The sequence below is a fragment of the Rheinheimera sp. genome, assembly GCF_020217005.1.
In the GTDB taxonomy this organism is placed as follows: Bacteria; Pseudomonadota; Gammaproteobacteria; order Enterobacterales; family Alteromonadaceae; genus Pararheinheimera.
On sequence record NZ_JAIWOI010000351.1, the window covers coordinates 1 to 19,625 of the forward strand.

Sequence of the window (19,625 nt, forward strand, 5' to 3'; positions counted from 1 at the left end):
CGCTTTGTCGGCAAAAATGCCGCTTTGGCTGAAGCCAGGGCTATGCTTGCCGCAGGCGCTGTTATTTTAGATATAGGTGGCGAATCAACCCGACCAGGAGCTGAAGAAGTCCCCCTGCAGCAAGAACTTGACAGAGTCTTGCCTGTCATTGAAAGCATTCGCTCAGAGCTGGATTGTGTGATTTCTATTGATAGCTGTAAACCACAAGTGATGAAAGAAGCTGTTGCAGCGGGAGCTGATATCATCAACGACATCAAAGCATTATCTGAGCCCGGTGCAGTTGAGTTTGCAGCTGTTGCCGGTGTGCCCGTATGCCTGATGCATATGCAAGGGCTGCCCAGAACTATGCAGCATTCGCCTTCGTATCAGGATGTAGTCAGAGAAGTGTCTGATTTTTTGCTGCAACGAGCGAAAGTCTGTATAGCGGCTGGTATACCTCAAAGTCAGATTTTGCTCGACCCAGGTTTTGGTTTTGGCAAAAGTCTGCAGCATAACTATCAGTTGTTAAGTCAGCTTTCAGACTTAGTCGCGTTTAATTACCCTGTGTTGGCAGGAATGTCGCGAAAATCAATGATTGGCCAGTTATTAAATGTTCCGGCAGAGGAACGTTTGGCAGGTAGTTTAGCCTGTGCCACAATAGCTGTCATAAAAGGTGCCCGCATTATCCGGGCGCATGATGTTAAAGAAACTGTGCAGGCAGTGGCTGTTGCTTCAGCCACCTTATTTGGAGTAGAGCATGGCTAGGAAGTATTTTGGAACTGATGGTGTGCGTGGCAAAGTAGGTGAGTTTCCAATCACGCCAGAATTTGCCATGAAGTTAGGTTGGGCCGCTGGTCGGGTGTTATCGCAGCGTGGTACCAAAAAAGTATTGATAGGCAAAGACACTCGTATCTCAGGTTATTTGTTAGAAACGGCTTTAGAAGCCGGCTTAGTAGCAGCTGGAGTAGATGTGCGTTTATTAGGGCCTATGCCAACACCAGCTGTGTCTTACCTGACCCGTACTTTCCGTGCTGAGGCCGGTATTGTGATCAGTGCCTCCCATAACCCTTATTACGACAATGGTATCAAATTCTTCTCTGCTGACGGTACCAAGTTGCCAGATGAAGTCGAGCTTGCCATCGAAGAAGCCATGGAGCAGCCAATGGTTTGTGAATCGTCAGAGCGTTTAGGCAAAGCTATGCGTATAGACGACGCAGCCGGCCGTTATATCGAATTTTGTAAAAGCCATATGCCAAATCATTTATCTTTGAGTGGCTTAAAAGTTGTACTGGACTGTGCGCATGGCGCGACCTATCACATAGCTCCTAATGTATTCCGGGAGTTAGGTGCAGATGTTCAGGCGATAGGCATTAGTCCAAATGGCTTGAATATTAACGACCACTGCGGCGCTACCCATACCGATCTGTTGCAAAAAACTGTGATAGAAACCGGAGCGGATCTGGGGATTGCTTACGACGGCGATGGTGACAGGGTAATGATGGTCGACCATACGGGCCGTGTCATTGATGGTGATGAAATTGTTTACATCATTGCCCGCAACGCACAAAAGCTAAATAAACTGCAGGGTGGAGTCGTGGGGACTCTGATGAGCAATATGGGCTTAGAGCTCGCGTTGGCAGAATTAGGTATTCCTTTCGCCCGTTCTAACGTTGGTGATCGTTATGTGGTTGAGATGTTAGCTCAGAAAAACTGGCGTATTGGTGGTGAAAACTCAGGCCATGTATTGAATCTGGACCATGCAGGCACCGGTGACGGTATTATCGCCTCTATTCAGGTGTTAACCGCTATGCTGGAAGCGCAATTGTCTTTGGCTGAGCTTGCTCAGGGCATGACCAAGATGCCGCAAGTACTGGTGAACGTCAAATTTGAAAAAGGTACTGCACCTTTAGAAAACTTACACGTCAAGAAAGTGATACAGCAAGTTGAGCAGGATTTAAACGGTCAGGGTCGTGTGTTGATCAGAAAATCTGGTACTGAACCATTAATCCGTGTAATGGTAGAAGGAAGGATACAAGACGAAGTACAACAATATGCGCAAAAAATAGCCGATGCGGTTAAGCTCGCCAGCTAAAATTTGCTAATTTAGTCGTCAAGTCTTGTTTGAACGGGTGAGGTTAGTTACTATCCCGCCCGTTTTAATTCAGAGGCGATAACATGAGACAACCTAAGCCGTTAGTAGTTGCTAACTGGAAAATGAATGGCGATTTAGATCTGGTTCAGCAGATGTCGGATGCCTTGTCCCTGTTAACTCAGCCATTACCAGATATTTTGATCTGTCCACCGGTAATTTTTCTACCTCACTTTCCAAAACATCTGAATTATAAGCTAGGCGCTCAGAATATGAGCGAACAGTTGGCAGGGGCCTTTACCGGTGAAATCTCTGCGGATATGCTACGTGCTGCTGGTGCATCTCATGTCATCATTGGTCATTCTGAACGTCGCGCTTTGTACGGCGAGTCAGATGCAGTCATCAGCCAGAAAATAAAAGTTGCTGTTGAAGCAGGTTTAACACCAATCTTGTGTGTGGGTGAAACTCAACAGCAGCGTGAAGAAGAAAAAACTTTGCAGGTTCTTGCACGGCAATTGGATGCGGTGTATGCTGCGCAGCCTCATTTACTGGCGCATTCAGTGGTAAGTTACGAGCCGATTTGGGCTATAGGCACAGGTCAGACTGCAACTCCACAACAGGCTCAGCAAGTGCATCAATTTATCCGCAGCCATTTGGCCCAGTATGATGCAGTGGCTGTAGAAGCGTTAAGAATTATATATGGTGGCAGTGTTACTGCTGCTAATTGTGAAGCCCTGTTTGCAGAGGCGGACATAGATGGCGCCCTTATTGGTGGCGCCAGTTTGAAAGTGGCAGATTTTTCTGCGATTTGCGCAATAGCAAAGGATTCATAATGTACGAATTGTTTATTGTATTGTATCTGTTAGTCGCACTGGCTTTGATCGTTCTGGTACTGATCCAGCACGGAAAAGGCGCAGACATGGGTGCCTCTTTTGGTGCTGGCGGTTCGGCCACTATTTTTGGCTCTTCAGGTTCAGGTAATTTTTTAACCCGTACGACTACTGTACTGGCTACTTTGTTTTTCGCTTTAAGTCTGTTGCTGGGGAATCTGAGCACAGACCGCGTAAAAGCTGTAGACGATTGGCAGGACTTGTCTGTGCCAGTTGAGACAAAAGCAGCCGATGCAGCGGAAGAGAAAAAGCCAGCGTCAGATATTCCGGTAGGAAACTGATTGCACCTCTGATTTTTAAGCCGAGATGGTGAAATTGGTATACACGCTACCTTGAGGTGGTAGTGCCTTCGGGCGTGCGGGTTCAAGTCCCGCTCTCGGCACCAATATACAAAGCACAGCAAGCAAGGCTTGCGATAGTCAGACCAGGACTATATAATGTGCGTCGCTTACGGACGCGGGATGGAGCAGCCTGGTAGCTCGTCGGGCTCATAACCCGAAGGTCGTCGGTTCAAATCCGGCTCCCGCAACCAAATTCGCCAAGGTTCGAAGGAAATAAAGAGTAAAAAAATTAGCCCTCGGGCTCCTCTTTATAACTCCGGGCGAAGGTAGTCGGTTCAAATCCGGCTCCCGCAACCAACTTCCTTTAGATGATAAAGAGTGTTACAACTTTATATGTGGTAAAGGCAGTTAAATGTAAGTCGCTTCGTGGAGAAGCAAATGTGTGGCCCGGGTTCGACAGCTTGCTGTTAAACCTACAGAATTCAGGACTTTGATTGGCGATATCAGAGTCCAGTCAGCTTTAAAGTCGCCCCGAAATTTCGGGGCGTTTTTATATCTGGCTACAAGGTTTTACTACTATTCTGGGCTATATGCCCTTTTTTTATTTCTGGAGGTCTCTTTGACTAAACAAGAACAGCAGTTAACTGAGCTGTTGACGCCAACAGTAGAAGCCGCAGGCTTTGAGCTGGTCGGCATAGAGTTCGTTCGTGCTGGACGTCACTCTATTCTGCGGGTTTATATTGACCATCAGGATGGCATTACTGTGGATCACTGCGCCACTGTAAGCCGGGAAGTGAGTGCGTTACTTGATGTTGAAGACCCTATCCCGAATGAATATTTCCTTGAAGTGTCCTCCCCTGGTTTAGACCGCCCACTTTTTACTCCTGCTCATTTCGCCAAAGTTGTTGGCCAGATCATTGAAGTAAAATTGGCTATTCCGCAGGATGGACGCCGCAAATTTAAAGGCCTGCTGACACAAATCGAAGACGATATGTTAGTAGTGGAAGTGGATGGCAAACTCTATCGTTTGCTGATGGATAACGTAGATAAAGCGAACGTAGTGCCAGTGTTCTGATACACGGGTCAAAGCGAGGCAAAATAATATGGCTAAAGAAATTTTATTAGTAGTTGACGCGGTATCGAACGAAAAGTCAGTACCGCGCGAGAAAATTTTCCAGGCGTTAGAGTACGCGTTAGCGGCTGCCACTAAAAAGAAAAACGAAGGCGACATCGAAGTTCGGGTAGCAATCGATCGTAAAACCGGTGCCTATGAAACATTCCGTCGCTGGTTGGTGATCCCGGATGATCAGGTACAAGAACATCCGTATCGTGAAATCACGCTGTCTGCCGCTCAATACGAAGAGCCACACTTAAAAGTGGGTGATTATGTTGAAGAGCAAATTGACTCTATTACTTTTGACCGCATTACTACCCAAATGGCGAAACAGGTCATAGTACAAAAAGTACGTGAAGCTGAACGTTCACAAGTGGTGGAAGCTTATGTCGATCAGGTGGGTGAATTAGTTACTGGCGTGGTGAAAAAAGTAAACCGTGACAGCATCATCGTCGACTTAGGTAACAACGCTGAAGCTATGTTGGCTAAAGAAGAAATGTTGCCACGTGAGACCTTCCGTCCGGGTGACCGTATCCGTACTTTGTTATTTGAAGTAAAACCAGAAGCTCGTGGCGCACAGCTTTTCTTAAGCCGTACCCGTCCTGAAATGCTGATCGAATTATTCCGCATCGAAGTGCCTGAAATTGGCGAAGAGATGATTGAAATTCGTGGTGCAGCACGCGATCCGGGTTCACGCGCTAAAATTGCGGTGAAAACTAATGACCGTCGTATCGACCCTGTAGGCGCTTGTGTTGGTATGCGTGGTTCTCGTGTTCAGGCGGTTTCCAGCGAATTAACAGGTGAGCGTGTTGATATAGTTCTGTTTGATGACAATCCGGCTCAGTTTGTTATTAACGCTATGTCGCCTGCAGAAGTGGCTTCGATCATTGTTGATGAAGACAAACACTCTATGGACATTGCTGTAGAAGACAGCAATCTGGCTATGGCTATTGGCCGTGCCGGACAAAACGTACGTTTGGCCAGCCAGTTAACAGGTTGGGAACTGAACGTCATGACAGTGTCAGCGATGAAAGCCAAACACCAGGAAGAAAATGCCAAAGTGCTGGACCTGTTTATGACGGCGCTGGAAGTGGATGAAGATTTCGCTGGTGTACTGGTTGACGAAGGTTTCTCTACCTTGGAAGAGATAGCATACGTACCTGTTAGCGAATTATTGTCTATTGATGGTTTAGACGAAGATACAGTAGAAGAGTTACGTAAACGTGCTAAAGCCGTATTAACCACACGTGCTCTGGCCAGCGAAGAATCACTGGAAGGCTCAGCGCCTAGTGAAGCATTAGTTAATCTGCCAGGTGTTGGTACCCACACAGCTTATGTGTTGGCCAGCAAAGGCATCATCACACTTGATGATCTGGCAGAGCTAGGGGTAGATGATTTGATTGAAATCGAAAAAATGACTGAAGAAAAAGCGGCAGAGCTGATTATGGCTGCCCGTAATATTGTTTGGTTCAGTGAAGACAAATAAGTGGGTCAACGGAGGTAAAAACTGACATGGCAGATGTAACCATAGAAAAACTGGCCAGTGACGTCAATACGACTGTTGATCGTATAATCCAACAGTTTGCGGATGCAGGCATAACAAAACAAGCTGGCCAAATGGTCAATGAAGAAGAGAAAAAGACTCTTCTGGACCACTTAAGCCGTGCCCATGGCGGTCAGTCCGCTGAACCGTCTAAACTGACGCTGGTACGTAAAGAAAAAACTACTCTGAGTGTGGCTGGTGGCGCTGGTCGTAACCGCGAGATTCAGGTGGAAGTGCGTAAGCAAAAGACTTTTGTAAAACGCCCTTCAGGTGAAGAAGCTGCAAAGCTGGCCGAAGAAGAGCGCATTGCTGCAGAACAAGCGGCAGAAGCGGCAAAACGTGAACAAGAACGTTTAGCTGCGGAACAAAAGGCGAAAGAAGAAGCGAATCGTAAAGCCAAAGAAGAAGCGGATCGTAAAGCTGCTGAACAGAAAAAACGTGACGAAGCAAAACACGCTCAGTTGATGAAAGATGATCCGGAAGAAGCGGCTCGTCGTGCGGCGAAAGAAGAAGCGAAGCGTGAAGCTGAGCGCATCAAAGCACAACAGGAAGCTGAACTGTTGCGTAAGATGGAAGCTGAAGCCAAGCAACAAGCTGAAGCTGCACGCCGTTTAGCAGAAGAAAATGCGGAACGTTGGGCTAAAGAAGAAACCAAGCCTGCGGAAGAAGCCGACTATCACTTAACCAGCAATGTGTATGCAAAAGCTGCAGAAGATGAAGTTGATGCCCGTGAGGAACGTGGTGGCCGTCGTACAACGAAAAAGGCTCCAGCTGGTAAAGCCAAGAAAAAAGATGATGTGGATGATAAAGACGCCTTTAACCGCGCTAATCGTCACAAGAAAAAGAAAACGCCAGTTAGCATGCAGCATGGTTTTAACAAACCAGCTCAGCCAGTAGAACGTGAAGTGAAGATTGGTGAAACCATCACAGTCGCTGAATTGGCGTCTAAGATGGCGGTGAAAGCTTCTGAAGTGATCAAGGTCATGATGAAGATGGGCGCTATGGCGACCATCAACCAGGTTATTGACCAGGAAACTGCAGCTATCGTTTGTGAAGAGATGGGCCACAAGTTCACTCTGACTAAAGAAAACGAGCTGGAAGAAGCGGTGATGTCAGACCGTGAAGGTCAGGGCGAGTTAGAGCCTCGTGCTCCTGTTGTTACCGTTATGGGTCACGTTGACCACGGTAAAACTTCGACACTGGATTACATCCGTAAAGCAAAAGTAGCAGCTGGCGAAGCCGGTGGTATTACTCAGCACATCGGTGCATACCATGTAGAAACTGAACGCGGTATGGTGACCTTCCTGGATACACCAGGTCACGCGGCATTTACTTCAATGCGTGCCCGTGGTGCCAAGGCAACAGACATAGTCGTCCTTGTTGTGGCTGCAGACGATGGCGTGATGCCACAAACCAAAGAAGCGATTCAGCACGCGAAAGCGGCTGGCGTACCATTGGTTGTTGCGGTGAACAAAATGGACAAACCGGATGCAGATCCGGATCGCGTTCGTAACGAATTGTCTCAGTACGGCGTTATTTCTGAAGAGTGGGGCGGTGATACTCAATTCGTGCCTATCTCTGCAAAAACAGGCATGGGTATAGATGACCTGCTGGAAGCTATACTGAACCAGGCTGAACTGCTGGAATTAAAAGCAGTGAAGAAAGGCCTGGCCCGTGGTGTTGTTATTGAGTCACGTCTGGATAAAGGTCGTGGTCCCGTTGCATCCATCCTAGTTCAGGAAGGTACCCTGCAACAAGGTGAAATCGTACTGTGTGGTTTTGAATACGGCCGTGTTCGTGCGATGCGCGATGAAAACGGTAAAGAAATCAAAGTGGCAGGCCCATCTATTCCGGTAGAGATATTAGGTCTTTCCGGTGTGCCACAAGCTGGTGATGAAGTGACAGTAGTAAAAGACGAGCGTAAAGCCCGTGAAGTTGCTTTGTACCGTCAGGGTAAATTCCGTGACGTCAAACTGGCTCGTCAGCAAAAATCTAAGCTGGAAAACATGTTTGCCAACATGTCTGAAGGCGATGTGGCTGAACTGAACATAGTTCTGAAAGCGGACGTACAGGGTTCTGTGGAAGCGATCAGCGAGTCACTGAGCCGTCTGTCGACTGATGAAGTGAAAATCAAAATCATCGGTAGTGGTGTGGGTGGTATTACTGAAACCGACGCGACGCTTGCAGCTGCATCATCGGCTATCATCATTGGCTTTAACGTGCGTGCCGAAGGTACAGCCCGTAAGATCATTGAAGAAGAGAACCTGGACTTACGTTACTACAGCATCATTTATGAACTGTTAGACGAAGTTCGTGCCGCCATGACAGGTATGTTAGCACCTGAGTTTAAACAACAGATCATTGGTCTGGCTCAGGTTCGTGCAGTGTTCCGTTCGCCGAAGTTTGGCGCTATCGCTGGCTGTATGGTGACCGAAGGTGTGATTAAACGTAATGCACCAATTCGTGTACTGCGTGACAACGTGGTTATTTTCGAAGGTGAACTGGAGTCCTTGCGCCGCGTTAAAGACGACGTATCCGAAGTACGCAACGGCTTCGAGTGTGGTATCGGCGTGAAGAACTACAACGACGTGCGTGAAGGCGACCAGATTGAAGTGTTTGAAGTTGTTCAGGTTGAACGTACTTTATAAGCACTTTAAGTTGGCAAATTTAAAGTTGAAGAGATCGGCAGGGGCTTAGGCCCCTGTTTCTTTCTGCTCACATGTGTTGGAAAGAATTATGGCTAAAGAATTTACCCGGGTAGACCGTCTGTCGCAGCAAATGCAGCAGGAAATCGCAGTGATTTTACAACGTGAAATCAAAGACCCACGTTTGCACAACATGATCACCGTGTCTGACGTAGACGTATCGCGTGACTTATCACACGCCAAAATTTATGTGACTTTTTTAGGCTTAGAAGCTGAAAAGGTAAAAGCCAATCTGGATATTTTAAACGACGCCTGTGGTTATATCCGCAGTCTAATCGCTAAACGCATTCAGGCTCGTATAGTACCTACGATACGTTTTTACTTTGACCAGTCGTTGGATCAGGGCATTCGCATGGCCAACCTGGTCGAACAGGTACGCCGCGAAGATGACAAACGCCGTATTGAGGCGGGTCAGGAACCTGACCGTAAGCCTAAAGCGGCGCAGGACGAGGAAGAGTAATGGCGCGTCGTGCAGTCCACGGCATTTTGTTACTGGATAAGCCGTTAGAAATTTCCAGCAATGGTATTTTGCAGCGGGTGCGTTGGTTGTATCAGGCGGAAAAGGCTGGTCACACCGGAGCTTTAGATCCGCTGGCCAGTGGCTTATTGCCTATATGCTTTGGTGAAGCCACCAAGTTTTGCCAGTTCCTGTTAGATACAGACAAAACTTATTTGGTAACAGCTCATTTTGGTTTACGCACCGACACCAGCGATGCAGCCGGTGAAGTTATTAGTCGCAGGCCTGTGAATTTTGACCAAGCCATGCTCGAACAGAAAATGCAGCAGTTCTGTGGTCCTGTCATGCAGGTGCCGACTATGTTTTCCGCATTGAAGTATCAGGGACAGCCGCTGTATAAATATGCCCGCCAAGGGATTGAAGTACCGCGAGAGGCTCGTCCTATCACCATCTTCCGGTTTGAGTTGCAGCAGTTTGATGGCGAATATGGCCGTTTTCTGGTGCATTGCAGCAAAGGCACTTACATCCGCACCTTAATAGACGATTTAGGTGAGGCTTTAGGCTCTGGTGCTTATGTCAGCGCCTTGCGCCGTATCCATGTTGGTCCCTTTGATGCCGCTCAAATGCTGACGCAGGAAGAGTTGGTGCCTTTTAATGACAAGCAGGACTGGGCAGGCTTAGATGCTTTATTGTTGCCTATGGATCTGGCTTTGACTGGCTTACCACAACTACAACTGAATGAAGCACAACAAAAGCGCTTAGTGCACGGGCAGACTGTGCTGTTAACTGAATCTGAACTTGCTGATTTAGGCGCTGAAGCGGCTGATGCAATTAAACTTTATAGCCCTTCACAGCAGTTTATTGGTGTGGCTTCGTTAGACTCTGGTGTACTGTCGGTTCGACGTTTACTCAATACCAGTGTGTGGCAAGCTCCAGCATTATAATTTTGCTTGTAAGACTTTAAGAAAGCGCATAGAATGCGCGCTCATTTTCGTTGTTGCTGGATTAGTGGCCGGCACAACATATCTCTCTATTGGAGGCTCTATGTCACTAACTACAGCTGAAAAAGCGCAAATCTTAGCAGATTACGCTGTTAAACAAGGCGATACCGGTTCACCAGAAGTACAAGTTGCATTATTAACTGCAACTATTGCTAAGTTACAACCGCACTTTGCTGATCACAAACACGATCACCACTCTCGTCGTGGTCTGTTACGTATGGTTAGCCAACGTCGTAAGTTATTAGATTACTTAAAAGGCAAAGACGCTCAGCGTTACGCTACTCTGATCGAGCGTTTAGGTCTGCGTCGTTAATTCGCAGCTTATGCCTGAAAAAGCCAGTCCTAGACTGGCTTTTTTACATTTTGCAATCCTGCAAAATGCCCTTTGGGCCATTGTCGCTTCGCTCCGATGTTCAAAATCGCTCCAGGCGATTTTGTATTCGCCTCCATCCATGGCGCTCACCCTGCCGGGCCATCGTCGCTTCGCTCCAATGTTCAAAATCGCTCCAGGCGATTTTTTACATTTTGCTGTCCTGCAAAATGCCCTTTGGGCCGTTGTCGCTTCGTTCCAATGTTCAAAATCGCTCCAGGCGATTTTGTGTATTTTGCAGGTTAAAAATTCTTATCAATGCAACTTAATACCTTCATGATGTTCTTACCGCCCGGGCATGCTTAAATTTTATACCCTGCGACTCTAGCGCCAGCTATCTTTTAAGCCCTGTAACAGGCTATACTGTGCCGCGAAAAACAGACCAAAAGACTCCGCGAAAAAACGCGAAAAATAGAAAGGAAATAATCAGTGAACCCCATCGTAAAATCATTCCAGTTTGGCCAACACACTATTACTCTGGAAACCGGCGTTATCGCCCGTCAAGCTGACGCGGCTGTATTGGCCAGCATGGGTGATACCTCTGTGTTAGTCACAGTGGTAGGTAAAAAACAACCTAAACCTGGTCAGGATTTTTTCCCTCTGACTGTAAACTACCAGGAAAAAACTTATGCGGCTGGCCGCATCCCTGGTGGTTTCTTCAAGCGTGAAGGCCGTCCGTCAGAAGGCGAGACGTTAATTTCACGTTTAATTGACCGTCCAATCCGTCCATTGTTTCCTGAAGGCTTCACCAACGAAGTTCAGGTGATTGCCACTGTAGTTTCTGTACAACCTGAAATTCAACCGGACATCATCTCTATCATTGGTACTTCTGCTGCTCTGGCTATCTCTGGTATCCCGTTCAGTGGTCCATTAGGTGCGGCTCGTGTTGGTTATGTAAATAGCCAGTATGTGTTAAACCCGTCTGAAGCAGAATTAAAAGACAGCAAGTTAGACTTGGTTGTAGCTGGTACTGCCAACGCAGTATTGATGGTTGAATCTGAAGCTGGCGTGTTATCAGAAGAAGTGATGTTAGGTGCTGTGGTATTTGGTCATGACCAGATGCAAACAGTGATCAACGCCATCAATGAATTTGCAGCTGTTGCCGCAAAACCGGCCTGGAACTGGGTAGCTCCTGCGAAAAACGAAACGCTGAGCAGCAAAATTGCAGCTCTGGCTACAACACCAGTTGGCGAAGCATACCGCATCACTGAAAAAGCCAAACGTTACGAAGCTATTGGCGCTATCAAAGCTGAAGTTTTTGCTCAAATCAAAGCTGAGTTAGCTGAAGGCGAGAGCTTTGACGAAACTGAAGCCAACGAAATTTTCCACAACCTGGAAAGTAAAATTGTACGTAGCCGCATTATCAAAGGCGAGCCACGTATCGACGGTCGTGACAACGAAATGGTTCGTGCTTTAAGCGTAATGACTGGTTTATTACCTCGTACACACGGTTCAGCCTTGTTCACTCGTGGTGAAACTCAGGCCTTAGTAACCTGTACTTTAGGTACTGCCCGTGACGCGCAAACAGTAGATGACTTACTGAGCGAAAAAACCGACCACTTCCTGTTCCACTACAACTTCCCTCCATTCTCTGTAGGCGAGACTGGTATGGTCGGTTCACCAAAACGTCGCGAAATCGGCCATGGCCGTTTAGCTAAACGTGGTGTAGCAGCGGTAATGCCAGATTTCAACGACTTCCCGTACACAGTACGTATGGTATCTGAAATCACTGAATCAAACGGTTCAAGCTCTATGGCTTCTGTGTGTGGTTCTTCATTAGCGCTGATGGATGCTGGTGTACCAATCAAAGCTTCTGTAGCTGGTATCGCTATGGGTCTGGTGAAAGAAGGCGATGATTTCGTTGTTCTGTCTGACATTTTAGGTGATGAAGATCACTTAGGTGACATGGACTTTAAAGTGGCTGGTACTACTGAAGGTATCACTGCGCTGCAGATGGATATCAAAATCGAAGGTATCACGAAAGAGATCATGCAGATCGCGCTGAAACAAGCTAAAGCGGCCCGTATTCATATTCTGAATGTGATGGACCAGGCAATCAGCACGCACCGTGAAGAGCTGTCTGAGCATGCTCCGCGTATTTACACTTTAAAAATCAACCCGGAAAAAATCCGTGACGTGATTGGTAAAGGTGGTGCTGTCATTCGTCAAATCACTGAAGAATCTGGTACTACCATTGAAATCGAAGATGACGGTACAGTGAAAATTGCTGCGACTAACTCACAAGCAGCCAACATTGCTATCAACAAAATCGAAGCTATCACAGCTGAAATTGAAGTAGGCGCAGTGTATCAGGGTGAAGTTGTGCGTATTGTTGACTTCGGTGCTTTTGTTAACGTTCTGCCAGGTAAAGACGGTTTAGTTCACATTTCACAAATCTCTGATGAGCGCGTGAGCAATGTGGCTGATCACTTAGCTATAGGTCAGAAAGTGGCTGTGAAAGTCATGGAAGTAGACAAGCAAGGTCGTGTGCGTTTAAGCATCAAAGAAGCTCAGGACAAACCTGCAGCTGTTGAGTCTGCCGATGCTGTTGAAGCTCAGTAAGGTTTGCGACCTGACCAAAAAAGCAGTGCTGCTTGCAGCACTGCTGGCTCTGGGCGCATGCGCCCAGAAACCCTCCACAGAAGTTGCAGCTCTTGTGGAGCACCCATTAGAGCCGGAACCACTTCAGGCTTCTTATCGTACCGAAATTGCTATCGCCAGAATCTCTGAGTTATTAACTAAAGCCGAAACTACAGACGAACAGCGTGCCAGGTTGTTTTATGACCGTGGCGTGATGTACGACAGTGTTGGTTTACGTTCACTCGCTCGGTTTGATTTTCTACGCGCTTTACGTTTACAGCCTGATATGGCGGATGCTTATAACTTTATTGGCATTCACCACACCTTAGTAGGTAATTACACCGAAGCCTATGAGTCCTTTGATGCCGCTTTAGAGCTGGCACCTGATTACGATTATGCCTATTTAAACCGGGGTATAGCTCTGCTGTATGACAGTAAAATTGATCTTGCTATTGGTGATTTTGAGCAGTTTTATCTGGCAAAACCTGAAGATCCTTACCGTTCTTTGTGGCTGTATTTTGCCGACGCTAAGTTATCTGTGCCTGAAGCTCAGGCCCGGTTAGCCCTTAATCAGGCGAAGTTGGATCAAAAACATTGGGCAAGCTCAATAGTTGCTTTTTATCTGGGAAAAATCTCGGAGCAAGAGTTACTGGACACTGCAGCTCATGTGAACTCTGATCCACAACAATTGGCTGAACGTTTATGCGAAGTTTATTTTTATCTGGCTAAATGGCATGAACAACAAAACCCAACCAAAGCGCTGGATTACTATAAAAAAGTACTAGCGACCAATGTATATGAGTTTGTTGAACATCGTTACGCCCGGATAGAGATGAACAGGTTGCGTGGTTTAGATGCAAGCGCAGCTCCTGTCAACTAACAGACTGATGCGACAAAAGAAAAAAGCCGGTTCTCTGGCTTTTTTTTATCCACTTTCTTATTCAAAACTAGTGCTGATATTTTGGTTATTCATCTGTTTGTCTGGCTGTGAACCTGCGCTTGAGCAGTGGCCTGAACAGCGATTAATGGATGAAGCGCAGCACGGCAATGGGGCTGCTGCACTGATACTTGCGAAAAAGCGCGAACAGCAAGGTGACTTGCAAGCTGCCCTGAACTGGTATCAAAAAGCTGTAGATGCCGGTTTCACCAATGAGCTTACTGCTTTAATTTCTCTGAAACAGAAGCGGGATGGCTTTTTAGCGGCCGCCAGTTATCTTGAGCAACACCTACAGCAACAGCAGAGCTTAAACGCGGCAGAGGCCGATTTAGCTGCTGATTTTGGCCTTTGGCAGTATCTGCACAACAGCGTTCAATCTCCAATACACTCAAACACCTCTTGTAGCCTTACTTTGCAACCTGTAGTTCAATCCAGAGCTGGAAGCAGTCGCTTGAAGCTGTTACTGCAACAGTGGCGACAGGACCCGCAGTTTTCTTCATTAGCTGTCTGCTTTTTACCTGAGAAACGCGTCAACAGCACCGACTTGCAGTGCAGTTACCAACCTGGGCAGCGTATTCAATGTCAGTATCAGGTGTTAATGCCACAAGTCGCTCAAGGTGGTTTTAATCAGTTGTTGCTGGTTGCAGGCGAGGGGAAGGCTAATTACAACAATGGCATAGTGCAGCTCGCTGAAAGTAGTTCGTATCAGGTATTCAGGCACGAGTTCGCTCACATATTGGGCTTTATCGATGAATATAGTTTGGCGACGCCGGTGGCGGAAGCTGAATGCAGCAGTGATGTAATCCGGCCTAATTTGTTGACAGACAAAACACAACTGGACTTATACCTGAAACATTGGCGGCTGGAACAGCAAGACATTGAGTTACATCCGGTAGATAGTTGCATTAACGCTGGAAAGCAGGCTTATGCTCCGGTAAAAACCATGAGCTTTATGCGATCACATGAAGCTGAAGTTCCTGGCTTGTATTTTGCTCTGATGCAACAAGTATTGGCACAACCTGAACAGATTATGCCAGTACAGTATTTTTATGCTTATTTAGCCAGGCAACAACAAGACTGGCAGAGCTGGCGGATACTGATGCAACTGGCGGCTAATCAGGGCTATCCCGACGCTAAACAGGCGTTGCAGCAAGCGGAGGCTATTCCGACAGCTCCGTAAGTTCGCGGCTTAATAAGTCAGCGTCACCTAAATTCAACTCCAGCAAACGGCGTAGATGACTGGCAGAATCAATATCTATAGCAGTGCAGTGCACACCAACAGAAGAACCGTTCAAATGAGCGACTGTGACGTCCATAAACAAATCGACGCCTGATTCATTTAATTGGAACTGTAACTGAAAGTGTTGGCCGGCAGCTAATTCAGAGGCCACATCCAATTGCAACAAAGCGCCTTTGAGTGACAAATCCTGCAATTGGCCAGTATATACAGCGTCAGCATTTTTGAGTTGAACCGGACCCGAAAATAACACCCGGCTAAAACGTCTGTTGTCCATACCAAATCCTTCAGTTCGTTACATTGAGCATAGTTGTTTCCGGCATGAAAAGACAGTGCAAGCAGTTAAATTTAACTGCTTGCACAATGGGTTATACTAGCTGACTTCTGTGAATCACAACGCTAGTTTGTACTAGATTCAGCCTTCCTGGCGTTATTCTACACTGCTAATCGCTACTGAGGAGCTAGGTAACGAGTAATTTATATTACTAAATTGTACTCGTAACCAATTTAGATTGGTCTATTGAGTCACTTGCAGGAGAGTTTTAGCCAAATCTTACATAGTTGCTTATGAATCTATACATTTTTAAGGGCCAGCTATAATCATTGATTTTCTTGTTTTTGATGCAAAAAATATCAACCTTTTTTTTGCATTTCTCACCCAAAATACTCACGGTCATTTTTTTGATGTGTCTTTTTTGAGTTTCAGATAAGTCATCAACTCTGAAATATTTATGACATAATTCAGCACCTAAGCGAATGAAAGTTCCTTCTTTAAATGGCATGCACGATTCTGAGTTGACTATTCTTTTAGATATTCTATTTGAAATTAACCTTATCTCTTTCCAGTCTAGGTCATTCGCCGCTTTTGGCAGGAAATCACTTAACTGTTTAGCCATTAGAATTATTGGTTCTGCATCTTCTTTAGGTAATAATTGATGCGCTCTTCGTTGAATAATGCGAAGTATGATTAGGATTTGATCCGGATCCTCTTGTGCTAAATCCCCAACTTCACCATGCACTAGATTGATATGACTCCACAACTGTGCGCCATAAAAGCTTAGCTCTAATGCTGCGATTTTACGCTCTTTCCTATTTTTTGGGGTGGTATTGAAGTTTCCATATTGAGGGTAATGAGCTTTAAAAACCTCAGGGTTTAAAACCAGCCCTGCAATGATTTCATCCCAATAAAGAATACCGACAGCAAAGCCTCCCTTCATTACTCGTGATTCTGAATAAGCTCGGATATTCTCTTGCAGTTTTGCGTCATGCTCGGCGGTAGTCGCTATAAAAAGAGTTACTAATCGCCCCTTGAATTTCTCAGCCTTAAGGACTTCTTGCTCAATAATGTCATAATTTATCTCGCTTTTTGTACATTTGCACTGGATTCCAACAGGGCGGCCGAGATCATCATTTCCATATATATCAACGCCGTTTTGCTTTTGTCCTGCACGTCCATTTTTAGCCAATGTACTGCTTTTCCAGCGTTGCGACATGGCATCGCGGACTATTGTCTCAAACTCGTCCCAACTCTTTGGTTTGGGAATCTGTGATGATTGAATTGTGGGCATATAAAAAATCTTTATCTTACGTCAGAGCTCGCTTTGTCGCTTTAACAATGAAATTCTTGGAGGTGGCCTGATAAATTCAGGTTTTAGCATGCTCTATTGCTATGTGAAGTCAATGAATTTCATTGACTATAGCTTTAAGTTCGCCAATGCTTTCTGCTACTAAGGCTCTAGATATCAGATGTTCTGCGTTGCGTACCGAACCATCTTTACTTAATACAACGATAGCAAAACTAATGCAGGCTTTCTGAGTTGAGGTAGCTGGGGTGTTATCTTCAAAATTAAATCCCGCTTGATTTAGCAGCCACCTTGCCTCTTGAGTCCCATCAATTACTTTTTGAAGAGCCTTATTTAATAATCCTTCTTCTTTCATTAGACTGTTTCCATCGTTCTGTATCGTTAATAGGAATTTGATATTCTTTCCTTTTGGGACAATTGTAAAGCTTTTTGTATTTTCATTCGGAGGTACGCTGGTAGAACATGCCAATCCGCAACATCCCTAAAAACTACCGCAACGTGACTGGCGTTGCAGCTAACTCGAAGTCAGAAGGTAAGGCTATGTTTGAGTCTACCCTGGAGCGGGATTGGCTGACGTTGCTGCAGTTTTCTGCTGAGGTGGAAAGCTTTGAAGTGCAGCCAGTGAAGATCAAATGGGTGGATGCTGAAGGGAAAAACCATACTTATACGCCGGATGTATTGGTGTATTACCATCAGGCTAGTACCAAGCCTTTGCTGTGCGAAGTGAAATACCGTGATGAGCTTCGGGAAAACTGGACGCAGTTTAAACCTAAGTTTCAGGCTGCGTACCGGTATGCCAAAGAGCGTGGCTGGCGTTTTAAGCTGATCACTGAGCGGCGGGTTCGTACCACGTTGCTTGATAATGCTAAATTTCTGCTGCCATTTACCCGCCGAGTCACCTCTGAAGCAGAACAAATCCCTGTCCTATTGGATAAATTGGCGCTGCAGCCAAGCACAACAGTGCAAAGCCTGCTGAATTCAATTGACGCCAACCCCATGATTCAGGCTGAATATATTCCAGTGTTATGGTATCTGGTAGGGACACATCAGGTGGGAATGGATTTGACTCAGAAGCTGACAATGACAAGCGTTATCCGGAGTTTGAATAATGGCTAAGGTGGCTCTGGTTGAATTAGAGCCAGGCAAACTTGTGTCCTATCAGGGTAAAACGCATCGTATTCGCCGCATAGATTCCTTTGATCGTATTGAACTGCTGGATGATGATAATCAGGCTGTTGTTATTGCCAATATCGAAGATTTACAACCAGCCACACCATCGACTGAACTAACTCATACTGATCTGCAATCCATTGACGACAAAGCTTGGGCTGTGGCCAAGAAACGCCACGAAGTTATTAAACCTTTGCTGGGGATGCCGAACCGCACTCGGGGTGATGTTGCTACATCGGCTGCTATGCATAGCGTACACATTAATACCATCTATGGTTGGTTACGTAGCTATGAGCAAAGCGGGTTACTTTCATCTTTGTTACCCAGAGCCCGCAGTGATAAAGGTGCCGCCAAACTGAACCCGCAGGTTGAGCAAATTATTAGCGAGGCAATTCAAAGCGAATACCTTACCAGGCAGAAAAAGAGCAAACAAAAAGTTTGTGATGAAGTTCGTAAGCAATGTTTAAAGCTTAATTTGCCGGTGCCACACGACAACAGTATCCGTAACCGGATTAAGCAGCTGCAGGGCGAGTTAGTTGCTGCCAGCCGGTTAGGCCGGAAGACTGCTGATTTAAGTTACAAACCGCATGAGGGGAGTTTTCCTGGCGCAGATTACCCTCTGGCTGTTGTGCAAATTGACCATACCAAGCTGGATATTATCCTGGTGGATGACCACTACCGTCAGCCTATTGGCAGGCCCTGGATCACTCTGGCGTTTGATGTACATAGCCGAATGGTGGAAGGCTTTTATGTTTCCTTCGATCCGCCAAGTGCCTTGTCTACAGGGCTTTGTTTAACTCACGCTATATTGACCAAAGATAAATGGCTGGCTCGTTACCCTACGCAAAATCAGTGGCCCGTGTGGGGATTACCAAGCAAGGTGCATTTGGATAATGCCAAAGAGTTTCGGGGCAGCATGTTGCAACGGGGCTGCGACGAATACGGTATTGATTTGGAATGGCGTCCCGTTGGGCGGCCAAATTTTGGAGCTCATGTGGAAAGGGCATTAGGTTCTTTTGCAACCGAGATCCATACACTGCCAGGCACCACTTTTTCCAACCCAAGGCAGAAAGGGGAATACGACTCAGAAGGTAAGGCAGCACTTACTTTGTCTGAGTTTGAAGCCTGGTTAACCATTTATATTGTCGATGTATATCACCAGCGATTACACAGTAGTTTAGGCATGTCACCACAACAGGCCTGGAATAAAGGCATTCTTGGTAGCAACGAACAACCAGGCTCAGGCCTGCCGGCAAAGATTGTCGACGACTTTAAACTCAGGCTGGACCTGATGCCATTTGAGCTCAGAACCATTCAGGATTACGGTGTACAGATTGACGAAATTCACTATTACAGTGATGTGCTGCGGATATGGATTAACGCTCCTGATCCAAAAGAGCCACGGCGTAAACGCAAGTTTATGTTCCGGCGCGACCCACGGGATCTAAGCCAAATTTGGTTCTACGACCCCGAGTTAGCCACTTATTACCCTATTCCATACCGAAACATGGCTCACCCGCCTATTAGCATTTGGGAGCTGCGTGAGGCCCGTAAGCGAGCGTTGGATTCGGGTAAAAAGGATATTGACGAGCGCGCCATTTTTGATGCCTATGAGCGCATGCGGGAAATTGAAAGTAAGGCCGTACAAACCAGCAAAGCGGTTCGGCGTATGGATCAGCGCCGCAAAAC

The 19,625-nt window shown here is 46.4% G+C and carries 18 protein-coding genes and 2 tRNA genes; 17 read left to right on the top strand and 3 right to left on the bottom strand.

Going from position 1 to position 19,625, the window contains the following annotated elements; all coding sequences use genetic code 11:
* The 15 genes from folP to LDL40_RS17270 form a co-directional block, all read left to right on the top strand.
* Window positions 1-744 (top strand): dihydropteroate synthase (gene folP, locus LDL40_RS17200; RefSeq protein ID WP_300996683.1); only part of this gene is annotated, 744 nt, incomplete at its 5' end.
* Window positions 737-2,071, top strand: coding sequence for a phosphoglucosamine mutase (gene glmM, locus LDL40_RS17205; RefSeq protein WP_300996685.1), 1,335 nt, complete (start codon window positions 737-739; stop codon window positions 2,069-2,071). The genes folP and glmM, both read left to right, overlap by 8 nt.
* 83 nt (window positions 2,072-2,154) lie before the next feature.
* Window positions 2,155-2,901 (top strand): triose-phosphate isomerase, encoded by a 747-nt coding sequence (gene tpiA, locus LDL40_RS17210; protein WP_300996686.1) that lies wholly within the window; start codon window positions 2,155-2,157, stop codon window positions 2,899-2,901.
* Window positions 2,901-3,239 carry a preprotein translocase subunit SecG gene (gene secG, locus LDL40_RS17215; protein ID WP_300996687.1) on the top strand — a complete coding sequence of 113 codons (339 nt, stop codon included), beginning with the start codon at window positions 2,901-2,903 and terminating at the stop codon, window positions 3,237-3,239. The genes tpiA and secG overlap by 1 nt, the downstream gene beginning before the upstream one ends.
* Before the next feature lie 19 nt (window positions 3,240-3,258).
* A tRNA-Leu gene (locus LDL40_RS17220) sits at window positions 3,259-3,343 on the top strand.
* Between the two features lie 70 nt (window positions 3,344-3,413).
* Window positions 3,414-3,490, top strand: a tRNA-Met gene (locus LDL40_RS17225).
* Window positions 3,491-3,858: 368 nt separating this feature from the next.
* Entirely contained in the window at window positions 3,859-4,314 is a 456-nt protein-coding gene (gene rimP, locus LDL40_RS17230) for a ribosome maturation factor RimP (RefSeq protein ID WP_008900382.1), read from the top strand.
* Window positions 4,315-4,342: 28 nt separating this feature from the next.
* Window positions 4,343-5,839 carry a transcription termination factor NusA gene (nusA, locus tag LDL40_RS17235; RefSeq protein ID WP_300996689.1) on the top strand — a complete coding sequence of 499 codons (1,497 nt, stop codon included), beginning with the start codon at window positions 4,343-4,345 and terminating at the stop codon, window positions 5,837-5,839.
* 26 nt (window positions 5,840-5,865) lie between these two features.
* Window positions 5,866-8,544 carry a translation initiation factor IF-2 gene (gene infB / locus LDL40_RS17240; protein WP_300996690.1) on the top strand — a complete coding sequence of 893 codons (2,679 nt, stop codon included), beginning with the start codon at window positions 5,866-5,868 and terminating at the stop codon, window positions 8,542-8,544.
* An 88-nt stretch (window positions 8,545-8,632) separates the two neighbouring features.
* A complete protein-coding gene (gene rbfA / locus LDL40_RS17245) occupies window positions 8,633-9,061 on the top strand; it encodes a 30S ribosome-binding factor RbfA (RefSeq protein WP_300996692.1) in 429 nt (142 codons plus the stop codon).
* On the top strand, window positions 9,061-10,002 hold the full coding sequence (gene truB / locus LDL40_RS17250; protein ID WP_300996693.1) for a tRNA pseudouridine(55) synthase TruB: 942 nt from the start codon (window positions 9,061-9,063) through the stop codon (window positions 10,000-10,002). The genes rbfA and truB overlap by 1 nt, the downstream gene beginning before the upstream one ends.
* A 100-nt stretch (window positions 10,003-10,102) precedes the next feature.
* Window positions 10,103-10,372, top strand: a complete 270-nt coding sequence (rpsO, locus tag LDL40_RS17255) for a 30S ribosomal protein S15 (RefSeq protein ID WP_127688199.1) — start codon at window positions 10,103-10,105, stop codon at window positions 10,370-10,372.
* A 486-nt stretch (window positions 10,373-10,858) separates the two neighbouring features.
* A complete protein-coding gene (gene pnp / locus LDL40_RS17260; protein WP_300996696.1) occupies window positions 10,859-12,991 on the top strand; it encodes a polyribonucleotide nucleotidyltransferase in 2,133 nt (710 codons plus the stop codon).
* Entirely contained in the window at window positions 12,972-13,889 is a 918-nt protein-coding gene (gene nlpI / locus LDL40_RS17265; RefSeq protein WP_300996697.1) for a lipoprotein NlpI, read from the top strand. Before pnp ends, nlpI begins: the two co-directional genes overlap by 20 nt.
* Window positions 13,890-13,896: 7 nt before the next feature.
* Window positions 13,897-15,126: a hypothetical protein gene (locus tag LDL40_RS17270; RefSeq protein WP_300996698.1), complete on the top strand. Its 1,230-nt coding sequence runs from the start codon at window positions 13,897-13,899 to the stop codon at window positions 15,124-15,126.
* Here the strand turns inward: LDL40_RS17270 and LDL40_RS17275 are convergent.
* From LDL40_RS17275 to LDL40_RS17285, 3 genes are all read right to left on the bottom strand, one after another.
* Entirely contained in the window at window positions 15,107-15,460 is a 354-nt protein-coding gene (locus LDL40_RS17275; RefSeq protein ID WP_300996700.1) for a PilZ domain-containing protein, read from the bottom strand. The two genes, LDL40_RS17270 and LDL40_RS17275, sit on opposite strands and share 20 nt — an antisense overlap.
* Before the next feature lie 265 nt (window positions 15,461-15,725).
* Window positions 15,726-16,751, bottom strand: a complete 1,026-nt coding sequence (locus LDL40_RS17280) for a hypothetical protein (protein WP_300996701.1) — start codon at window positions 16,749-16,751, stop codon at window positions 15,726-15,728.
* Window positions 16,752-16,860: 109 nt separating this feature from the next.
* Window positions 16,861-17,121, bottom strand: a complete 261-nt coding sequence (locus LDL40_RS17285) for a hypothetical protein (RefSeq protein ID WP_300996702.1) — start codon at window positions 17,119-17,121, stop codon at window positions 16,861-16,863.
* 107 nt (window positions 17,122-17,228) lie between these two features.
* On the opposite strand from LDL40_RS17285, the gene LDL40_RS17290 reads away from it, so the two are divergent.
* Both LDL40_RS17290 and LDL40_RS17295 read left to right on the top strand, forming a co-directional pair.
* Complete coding sequence (locus LDL40_RS17290; RefSeq protein WP_300996704.1) at window positions 17,229-17,882, top strand: TnsA endonuclease N-terminal domain-containing protein; 654 nt, start codon at window positions 17,229-17,231, stop codon at window positions 17,880-17,882.
* Window positions 17,875-19,625: Mu transposase C-terminal domain-containing protein (locus LDL40_RS17295; RefSeq protein WP_300996705.1), on the top strand; the 1,751-nt coding region annotated here is incomplete at its 3' end. The genes LDL40_RS17290 and LDL40_RS17295, both read left to right, overlap by 8 nt.

Excerpts from the sequence above, each read along its gene's own strand:
- nlpI (WP_300996697.1), top strand. The coding sequence starts at position 12,972 with ATGCTGTTGAAGCTCAGTAAGGTTTGCGACCTGACCAAAAAAGCAGTG.
- LDL40_RS17285 (WP_300996702.1), bottom strand. The coding sequence starts at position 17,121 with ATGAAAGAAGAAGGATTATTAAATAAGGCTCTTCAAAAAGTAATTGAT.
- LDL40_RS17290 (WP_300996704.1), top strand. The coding sequence starts at position 17,229 with ATGCCAATCCGCAACATCCCTAAAAACTACCGCAACGTGACTGGCGTT.
- rpsO (WP_127688199.1), top strand. The coding sequence starts at position 10,103 with ATGTCACTAACTACAGCTGAAAAAGCGCAAATCTTAGCAGATTACGCT.
- truB (WP_300996693.1), top strand. The coding sequence starts at position 9,061 with ATGGCGCGTCGTGCAGTCCACGGCATTTTGTTACTGGATAAGCCGTTA.
- LDL40_RS17280 (WP_300996701.1), bottom strand. The coding sequence starts at position 16,751 with ATGCCCACAATTCAATCATCACAGATTCCCAAACCAAAGAGTTGGGAC.
- glmM (WP_300996685.1), top strand. The coding sequence starts at position 737 with ATGGCTAGGAAGTATTTTGGAACTGATGGTGTGCGTGGCAAAGTAGGT.
- LDL40_RS17275 (WP_300996700.1), bottom strand. The coding sequence starts at position 15,460 with ATGGACAACAGACGTTTTAGCCGGGTGTTATTTTCGGGTCCGGTTCAA.
- LDL40_RS17270 (WP_300996698.1), top strand. The coding sequence starts at position 13,897 with ATGCGACAAAAGAAAAAAGCCGGTTCTCTGGCTTTTTTTTATCCACTT.
- tpiA (WP_300996686.1), top strand. The coding sequence starts at position 2,155 with ATGAGACAACCTAAGCCGTTAGTAGTTGCTAACTGGAAAATGAATGGC.
- nusA (WP_300996689.1), top strand. The coding sequence starts at position 4,343 with ATGGCTAAAGAAATTTTATTAGTAGTTGACGCGGTATCGAACGAAAAG.
- rbfA (WP_300996692.1), top strand. The coding sequence starts at position 8,633 with ATGGCTAAAGAATTTACCCGGGTAGACCGTCTGTCGCAGCAAATGCAG.
- secG (WP_300996687.1), top strand. The coding sequence starts at position 2,901 with ATGTACGAATTGTTTATTGTATTGTATCTGTTAGTCGCACTGGCTTTG.
- infB (WP_300996690.1), top strand. The coding sequence starts at position 5,866 with ATGGCAGATGTAACCATAGAAAAACTGGCCAGTGACGTCAATACGACT.